This is a genomic window from Microcystis sp. LE19-10.1B (assembly GCF_027530565.1).
In the GTDB taxonomy this organism is placed as follows: Bacteria; Cyanobacteriota; Cyanobacteriia; order Cyanobacteriales; family Microcystaceae; genus Microcystis; species Microcystis aeruginosa.
In genome coordinates, this window is sequence record NZ_JAPZQM010000426.1 from 1 (window position 1) to 7913 (window position 7913).

Below are 7913 nucleotides of genomic sequence, written 5' to 3' on the forward strand. Positions count from 1 at the left end.
TACATGATATCAGCGAGACTTGGAAACTATCTCATCAAATTAGTTCCCCCATAGAACCCCCTTGAGCCATCTGGCACACTTTTCTCTTTTTGTCAAATTTTATGTTAAGAAAGATGTGACTAATGGATAGCCTTATCAAGGGGGGATTAAGGGGGGATCGGCACCCCCCTTATCAAGGGGGGCAGGGGGGATCAGAGGCAAAATCTATCTTCAATTTAATTATAACTACTTACTTACCTACATTATTCTCATTCCGAGATTTCGATCGAATTAAACGATCTTTGCCAACGTTTTTTCCAGTGGCTAGTCGGTTCTAAATCAGAGAGAGCCTGTTCGCTGCGACGACGTTGTATAATCACTTCGGCTGGGTCAGTTAAAGTCGCGTCTCGATAGGGAATAGCGGCTTTAGTTTGCAGATGTTCCCGTTCCTGTGCCGATAGAGATGGGGGTAAGGACAAAAAACTGGCTATTGTCCCTGGCGATCGCCGTCCGACGCTATCGGTGGCTCCAATCTGCAATCCTGCTAATTGTAAAGCCCTTCGCACCGAGGCAGCACAGGAATAGGTGACTAAATAACCCGTCGGACTCAGGCATTTGGCCACTAAAGCTAAAAACTCCACCGTCCACAGTTGCGGACATTTACCCGGGGAAAAGGGATCGAGAAAAATTGCCTCTGCTTGAAAACCCGCCTCAATCACCTTGGTTATCGTCTGTCGCGCATCCCCGATTAACAGTTTAGCGGTGAGATTAGGCAAGTCTAGCCGGTGATTATGGGCAAAATCATTTAAATATTCGGGAATTGGTTGATTCCAACTATTTAAGAGATTCTCTCTAATAGCCGCTAGGGGAACCATTCGATCGCTTTCTAAAGCTAATAATTCTACCCGACAATCCCCCCTAACTTGCCAAATGGCTGCCAACGCAGCGGCGGCATTATACCCTAAGCCGTAACAAATGTCAAGAATTTTCAGATTATTGCTCTGGTCTGCTTTCGCTGCCAGACGACTGGAGAGGATAAATTTTTTCTCAGCCTCTTCCCTTGCCCCGGAGGTAGAATGATAACATTCGCCGAATTCGGTCGAAAAAAAGGTATAAGAACCATCCTCAGTGACTTTTTGCGGGTAAGCTTCGGGGGAGACAAGCATGGTGATGGAGAATGTCTTTGAGGTGAATATCGGTTTCCAGCAGGCAAGCATGACCACTATTGGGCAGAATCGTTAATTTTGCGGCGGGTAACTGCTGAATTAGGCGTTTAGCTTCCGCTACCGATGGTAACAGTCGGTCGCCTTGACTGGCTATCACTAACACCTCCAATTGCAGATCTTTTAACTCGCTGGCACTAACCTGAAACCGTTGTAACTGGGATAAACGCCAGCTAATCGTCTTCGGTGGGACGTATTGCATGGCTTTGAGGAGAGAGCGGCGATCTTCCCGGGATATTCGACCGAGAGCGGCGAGAAAGGGTAAAATAGTTAGTGCCGAGCTGCCGTGGATGAAATCGGGCATTATCTGGGTGATACCGATTCCCAAGCTTAAAAGAGGTCTTTGATTAAAAGAAGAAGCGGGGTTAATTAAAATCAGTTTTTTAATTAATTTTGCTGATTTTGTCGCTATTTTCAAGGCTAAACAGCCACCAAAAGACTCACCGCAGAGATAGACTTTTCTCGATTGTCCCTTTAATTCCTGGGCCAATAAAGCAATCACGCAATCGCTTAATTCCTCCCAATCACCGAGATATTGCGGGGAAATCGCCAAACAACGCAGATCGAAGTAAGGAGCAAGGTTTTTAATCTGACGATGGTAGAGTTGGCCGCTGCCATCCATTCCGGGTAAAAATACAAACAGGGGATAATCGGGACGGGGATGACGGGGAATAATCCAACTGACAGGTTGTTCCATTGTGCAACAAGCGCGATCGATGTTAAAAAAGTTTTTTCTGGTTATCTATTTTAAGGATAATTAATATTAGAGAGATTGGCCAATTTTAAGAGTAGTATTAACCCCCAACCTATGGATGGTTTCTCCCTGCTCCCCAATCCCTGATAACTGATAACTGATAACTGGATTAACTGAGCTAAATTTTTAGGCCGCTGCTAAATTAGCAGCCACGAAATCCCAATTAACCAACTTGGTTAAAAAGTCGCTGATGTAATCGGGACGACGATTTTGGTAGTCGAGATAATAAGCGTGTTCCCACACATCCATAGTTAAGAGGGGAACCTGTCCGGCGGTTAAAGGATTGTCAGCGTTGCCGGTTTTGGTAACTTTGAGAGTACCGTTATCGAGAACCAACCAAGCCCAACCGCTACCGAATTGAGTAGCGCCCGCAGTTTTGAAAGCTTCGACAAATTTCTCGAAACTACCGAAATCTGCGTTAATTTTATCGGCTAAAGCACCGGTAGGCGCACCGCCACCACCCGGTTTCATGCAGTCCCAATAAAAACTATGATTCCATGCTTGGGCGGCATTGTTGAAAACCCCAGCTTTAGAGGCATCACCAGCAACCTTAACGATAACTTCTTCTAAAGAGAGAGCATCGAGTTCCGTATCTTTGACCAAACCGTTATAGTTATTGACATAAGCGGCGTGGTGCTTGTCGTGGTGGAATTCTAGGGTACTTTTGGTGATACAAGGCTCTAAGGCAGTGTAATCGTAGGGTAAAGGGGGAAGTGTGTAAGCCATGTGTTCTCTGTATCCTCTCTTGAGAGCTTGTTTAAGGTAGTGTTGTTAACCTTTTGTCAGTATTCAGCTTAACCAAGACGAATACCTTTGCAATAAAACTTTACACCCTCAATCATAGCACCGAAGGAGACTTGATCAGTGATCACTGATCGATCAGCTTTTTTCTCCCATCTCCCTTCTCCCCCATCACCTCAACTCCCATCGACCATCTCCTAAATCCTGAGAAGATCACCAAACAATGTTAAAATAATTCCCGTACTGTAGGCGCTTGCAGATTCTTGTGGGCGTGGCAGGGCAGGCGAAAAACGATTCCGTTCGGAATTAGACCAAAAAAGCTCCACTGGAAACAGCAGTAGATTTTATCTCACTGGGTTGACCGGTTGGCACTTCGTCAAATTACGGATCAATACAAAATTATCATTTACAGATCTTTCTTGGTAACTTATGGCACAGCGTACACGCTTAGGTGAAATCCTTCGTCCCCTCAACTCGGAATATGGTAAAGTTTCTCCCGGTTGGGGAACTACCTTGCTGATGGGAGTTTTTATGGCTCTGTTTTTAGTCTTTTTGCTGATTATTTTACAGATCTACAACTCCTCCCTAATTTTAGAAGGATTTAATGTAGATTGGGGTCAGTAAGCAGATTCCAACAATCTCGTCGCCATTTTTGGCGGCAGAATTATCCCGCGGACTTTGGCAGGTGGGTTATTGCCCACCGCGAGTTTTTTATTAGGAGCAAAAACATGAATATTTTTGGGATTGGATTGCCGGAAATGGGGTTAATTCTCTTGATTGCCCTGCTAGTTTTCGGACCGAAAAAATTACCAGAAATCGGTCGCAGTTTAGGCAAAACGATTCGAGGATTTCAAGAAGCATCCAAGGAATTTGAAAGTGAATTTAAGCGAGAGGCCGAGCAGATTGAAGACTCGGTAAAAATCAAAGCTGAATTAGAAGAAAGTCAATCTCCTAGGGATCAAACTCGTTCCAGTTAAGAACTGTGTAGAGATGTAGAGTAGGTCAAATTCGAGACTATCCGCTAGATTAACATCGGGAATGACCAGAGCCGGATTAAATTGGCAGTTTTACCATAGACCTCTTGTAAAAATCAAAAATTGTTGTTAGGGTCAGGAGTCAGGAGCCGGTCGTCAGGAGACTCCGAGACAGGAGATTATTTTATTTATTCTTCCCACTTCCCCACTTCCCCACACCCCACTTCCCCACACCCCACACCCCACACCCCACACCCCACACCCCACACCCCACACCCTACCCCCACGAAAAACTTTTTCAGCAGACCCTAAGTCGGCAGAATATACCGTCAGTTTGAGAATTCCCAGAAGGCAACAAAAAAATGACTATTTCCTTGCTATAAGTATTGTAGATGTCAAGAGTGGTAAATGAATGTCTATAGTGGTATCCCCCGAACAAGTCCATCAAATCGTCAACAACCTCCATCACGATCCCTTTGAGGTTTTGGGGGCCCATCCCCTAGAAGAAGAAGGAAAAGTCAATAAATGGGTTGTTAGAGCCTATTTACCGAAAACCACGGCCGCTTGGGTTATTTTACCGTCCCAAAGACAAGAATATCCCATGACGACCGCTTATCACCCCCATTTTTTCGAGTGCGTCATCGATATCGGTGAACTGAACAATTATCAATTACGCATCCACGAGGGAGAACAGGAACGGGTAATCTATGATTCCTATGCCTTCCGTTCTGCCAAACTCAGCGATTTTGATTTACATCTGTTTGGGGAGGGCAACCATCATCGCATTTATGAAAAATTAGGGGCGCATTTAGCCGAAATCGAGGGTATTAAAGGGGTTTATTTTGCCGTTTGGGCCCCTAATGCTCGCAACGTCTCGATTATTGGTGATTTCAATAACTGGGATGGTCGTGATCACCAAATGCGGAAACGTAATAATATGGTCTGGGAATTGTTTATCCCGGAAATCGGTGTTGGCACTAAATATAAATACGAGATCAAAAATTGGGAAGGTCATATTTACGAAAAATCTGATCCCTACGGTTTTGCCCAAGAAGTACGCCCGAAAACTGCCTCGATCGTGGCCAATTTAGATAGCTATACTTGGGATGATAGCGATTGGATGGAAAAACGCCGCCATAGCGATCCTTTAACTCAACCGGTTTCCGTTTACGAATTACACCTCGGTTCTTGGCTGCACGCTTCTAGTGCCGAACCCCCCCGTTTACTTTCCGGGTCTGGGGAAGCGGTTCCCGTGTCGGAATGGAACACTGGGGCGCGCTTTTTGAGTTACTACGAGTTAGCCCAAAAACTAATTCCCTACGTTAAAGAATTAGGTTACACCCATATCGAATTATTACCGATCGCCGAGCATCCTTTTGATGGTTCTTGGGGTTATCAAGTGACGGGTTATTTTGCCCCCACCAGTCGCTACGGCAATCCTGAAGATTTCATGTATTTTGTCGATCAATGTCACCAAAATGGCCTTGGTGTGCTAGTGGATTGGGTCCCCGGTCACTTCCCCAAAGATGGCCACGGGTTAGCTTTCTTTGATGGTACTCATCTTTACGAACACGGCGACCCGCGCAAAGGGGAACACAAGGAATGGGGAACCTTAATTTTTAACTACGGTCGCAACGAAGTCAGAAATTTCCTGGTGGCTAATGCCCTATTTTGGTTCGATAAGTACCATATTGACGGCATTCGCGTGGATGCGGTGGCTTCTATGCTCTATCTCGATTATTGTCGTAAAGATGGGGAATGGGTGGCTAACGAGTACGGTGGCCGGGAAAATTTAGAGGCTGCGGAATTCCTGCGTCAAGTCAATCATGTAATTTTTAGCTATTTCCCCGGAATTCTCTCTATTGCCGAAGAATCCACCGCTTGGCCGATGGTGTCCTGGCCCACCTATATGGGCGGTTTAGGCTTTAATTTGAAGTGGAATATGGGCTGGATGCACGATATGCTCGATTATTTCGGCATGGATCCTTGGTTCCGTCAATTCCATCAAAATAATGTCACTTTTAGTATGTGGTATAACCACAGCGAGAATTATATGCTGGCTTTGTCCCACGATGAAGTGGTTCACGGCAAAAGTAATATGATTGGCAAAATGCCGGGGGATGAGTGGCAAAAATTCGCCAATGTCCGGGCATTATTTAGTTATATGTTTACCCACCCCGGCAAGAAAACCATGTTTATGAGCATGGAATTTGGCCAGTGGAGTGAGTGGAATGTTTGGGGTGATTTGGAGTGGGGTCTTTTGCAGTACGAACCCCATCAACAGCTAAAACGCTTTTTTACTGATTTGAACGCCACCTATAAGAGTGAACCTGCTTTATATACCCAGGATTTTGGTCAGGATGGCTTTGAGTGGATCGACTGTAGTGATAATAGTCATAGCGTCGTTTCTTTCCTGCGCTGGAGCAAAAATTGGCAGGAGTTTCTGGTGGTGGTCTGTAATTTTACTCCCCAACCCCACAGCCATTATCGCGTTGGTGTACCCCATCCCGGTTTTTATCAGGAAATCTTTAACAGCGATGCGGGTAAATATGGCGGTAGTAATATGGGCAACCTTGGCGGTAAATGGTCGGAGGAATGGTCCTATCATAGCCGTCCCTACTCGATTGATCTTTGTTTACCACCTTTAGGGGTTTTAGTTCTCAAAATCAGTCCTCATACTTCTGGGGAATAGGTAAGCTTTTTTCAGTGATCAGTAAACAGTAAACAGTGAACTGAAAACTAACATCTGATAACTGATAACTGATAACTGATAACTGATAACTGACTAACCCCTAACAAAAAAATTTAGAGGCCATCTTGCGGAAAGTGGCCTCTTTTTTGGCTTAATTTTGCGAAAACGATTAAGTTGTTAGATTAGCGAGCAGTGTTTGCACCCATTCTTGAGCGAGTTCTTCCACGCTGCCATTACTGTCGAGATGGCTAATACTAAATCCGTTGAGTAACGCACAGAAAACGGGTTTCTCGGAGAAACCCGTTTTCTACTCATGTAATAGGCAAAAGGATCAATAGATAATCAGTCTTTAATAACAGGATTTAGTCTGAACAGGTACAGACAAGAAAGTGCAGAAAGTGGGCATTTTCCTCCGTCGAGCATCAAAATCAAAAACAAGCAAAAGTATATGTATATTTAGTGACTAAATAAGACAGATTTGCCCTAGATGCAGACCGGGCAAAAGACGGTCAAAAACTAACCCATCAGGATCACCGTATCGATGACGTGGATCACACCATTATCTGCCTCGATATTACCCGCAACCACCGTGGCATTTTTCACCTCAAAACCTTCGCTACAATCGACGGGAATCGGTGAACCCTCTAGAGAAGTCACTACGGCCAATTTTGCCAAATCTTCCTGCATATATTTGCCCGCAACGACGTGATAGGTGAGAATTCTGGTTAATTGGGGGATATTCTGCACTAGGGTTGTAATCGTCCCAGGGGGCAATTTCGCAAAAGCTTCGTCGGTGGGGGCAAAAACCGTGAAGGGGCCGGGACTTTTCAGGGCATCCACAAGATTAGCCGCTTGTACCGCCGTTACTAGAGTTTTAAAATTATCGGCACTGACCGCAATATCGACAATATCTGCCATAAACTTGACTCGATCCCTTAAAAAAATTATCTATTTCAGATTTTAAACTTAATCTTGTCCCAAAGATCGTTCTAGGGATGGGGTGTGGGGTGTAGGGTGTAGGGTGTGGGGTGTGGGGTGTGGGGTGTGGGGAGAATCAATAAAAATAATCTCCTGACTCCTGTCTCCTGTCTCCCGATTTCTAACCCCATGTTGGACAAAGATAAGCAAAAATTATCCATTGACTCCAAAAACTTGAGAATATTTAAATTAACATTCCGCAATATTTACAAATTCTTAAGAATTAATTGAGAAAGATTTTTATTTAACAACGATGTTATGAAGGTTACAGCGATTTGATAGAATTTCACAATAGGTTATTCTTTGCTTTTTTGAGCAGCAATGGTTGAAACCCTTGCCACATCTACAAGGCAATCCTAATTAAGACGGGTAAATTAGTCAATTTCACGCATAACGATGATCTTTTTTTTGTGTAGTTTTATTGCAAAAAAACAGCAATTCCAAATTCAAACGGTAGTGTAGGATACAGAATTGATTTCGCTTCTGTCCCTCAAAATAGAGTGAACGAGTTGCCCATTGGGTTTTGCAGGAATGGAAGTCCAAGATTTGAGTTTTATAGGGATGCTGAGCTA

At 44.3% G+C, this 7913-nt stretch carries 10 protein-coding genes; 4 read left to right on the plus strand and 6 right to left on the minus strand.

The window, feature by feature from the left end; all coding sequences use genetic code 11:
• Positions 1-248: 248 nt before the first annotated feature.
• From O9332_RS15450 to O9332_RS15460, 3 genes are all read right to left on the minus strand, one after another.
• Positions 249-1145, minus strand: a complete 897-nt coding sequence (locus tag O9332_RS15450) for a tRNA (5-methylaminomethyl-2-thiouridine)(34)-methyltransferase MnmD (protein ID WP_043999386.1) — start codon at positions 1143-1145, stop codon at positions 249-251.
• The gene (locus O9332_RS15455) at positions 1105-1899 is read right to left on the minus strand and encodes an alpha/beta fold hydrolase (protein WP_002762410.1); all 795 of its coding nucleotides are present in this window, start codon (positions 1897-1899) and stop codon (positions 1105-1107) included. Before O9332_RS15455 ends, O9332_RS15450 begins: the two co-directional genes overlap by 41 nt.
• A 183-nt stretch (positions 1900-2082) precedes the next feature.
• Positions 2083-2682, minus strand: a complete 600-nt coding sequence (locus O9332_RS15460; RefSeq protein WP_002762409.1) for a superoxide dismutase — start codon at positions 2680-2682, stop codon at positions 2083-2085.
• A gap of 444 nt (positions 2683-3126) precedes the next feature.
• Between O9332_RS15460 and psbH the strand changes: the two genes are divergently transcribed.
• The 4 genes from psbH to glgB all read left to right on the plus strand — a co-directional run bounded on the left by psbH (position 3127) and on the right by glgB (position 6363).
• A complete protein-coding gene (gene psbH, locus O9332_RS15465) occupies positions 3127-3321 on the plus strand; it encodes a photosystem II reaction center phosphoprotein PsbH (RefSeq protein ID WP_002736544.1) in 195 nt (64 codons plus the stop codon).
• A gap of 104 nt (positions 3322-3425) precedes the next feature.
• Entirely contained in the window at positions 3426-3674 is a 249-nt protein-coding gene (locus tag O9332_RS15470) for a TatA/E family twin arginine-targeting protein translocase (RefSeq protein ID WP_002762408.1), read from the plus strand.
• A 123-nt stretch (positions 3675-3797) separates the two neighbouring features.
• Positions 3798-3983 (plus strand): hypothetical protein, encoded by a 186-nt coding sequence (locus O9332_RS15475; RefSeq protein ID WP_288026302.1) that lies wholly within the window; start codon positions 3798-3800, stop codon positions 3981-3983.
• Positions 3984-4083: 100 nt separating this feature from the next.
• Positions 4084-6363 carry a 1,4-alpha-glucan branching enzyme gene (gene glgB / locus O9332_RS15480; RefSeq protein WP_002762407.1) on the plus strand — a complete coding sequence of 760 codons (2280 nt, stop codon included), beginning with the start codon at positions 4084-4086 and terminating at the stop codon, positions 6361-6363.
• A gap of 516 nt (positions 6364-6879) precedes the next feature.
• Here glgB and O9332_RS15485 read toward each other — a convergent pair.
• The 3 genes from O9332_RS15485 to O9332_RS15495 all read right to left on the minus strand — a co-directional run.
• Complete coding sequence (locus tag O9332_RS15485; protein WP_002762406.1) at positions 6880-7281, minus strand: fasciclin domain-containing protein; 402 nt, start codon at positions 7279-7281, stop codon at positions 6880-6882.
• 71 nt (positions 7282-7352) lie between these two features.
• Entirely contained in the window at positions 7353-7544 is a 192-nt protein-coding gene (locus O9332_RS15490; RefSeq protein WP_288026304.1) for a hypothetical protein, read from the minus strand.
• Positions 7545-7725: 181 nt separating this feature from the next.
• Positions 7726-7913 (minus strand): hypothetical protein (locus tag O9332_RS15495; protein WP_288026306.1); only part of this gene is annotated, 188 nt, incomplete at its 5' end.

Excerpts from the sequence above, each read along its gene's own strand:
- O9332_RS15450 (WP_043999386.1), bottom strand. The coding sequence starts at position 1,145 with ATGCTTGTCTCCCCCGAAGCTTACCCGCAAAAAGTCACTGAGGATGGT.
- O9332_RS15455 (WP_002762410.1), bottom strand. The coding sequence starts at position 1,899 with ATGGAACAACCTGTCAGTTGGATTATTCCCCGTCATCCCCGTCCCGAT.
- O9332_RS15460 (WP_002762409.1), bottom strand. The coding sequence starts at position 2,682 with ATGGCTTACACACTTCCCCCTTTACCCTACGATTACACTGCCTTAGAG.
- psbH (WP_002736544.1), top strand. The coding sequence starts at position 3,127 with ATGGCACAGCGTACACGCTTAGGTGAAATCCTTCGTCCCCTCAACTCG.
- O9332_RS15470 (WP_002762408.1), top strand. The coding sequence starts at position 3,426 with ATGAATATTTTTGGGATTGGATTGCCGGAAATGGGGTTAATTCTCTTG.
- glgB (WP_002762407.1), top strand. The coding sequence starts at position 4,084 with ATGTCTATAGTGGTATCCCCCGAACAAGTCCATCAAATCGTCAACAAC.
- O9332_RS15485 (WP_002762406.1), bottom strand. The coding sequence starts at position 7,281 with ATGGCAGATATTGTCGATATTGCGGTCAGTGCCGATAATTTTAAAACT.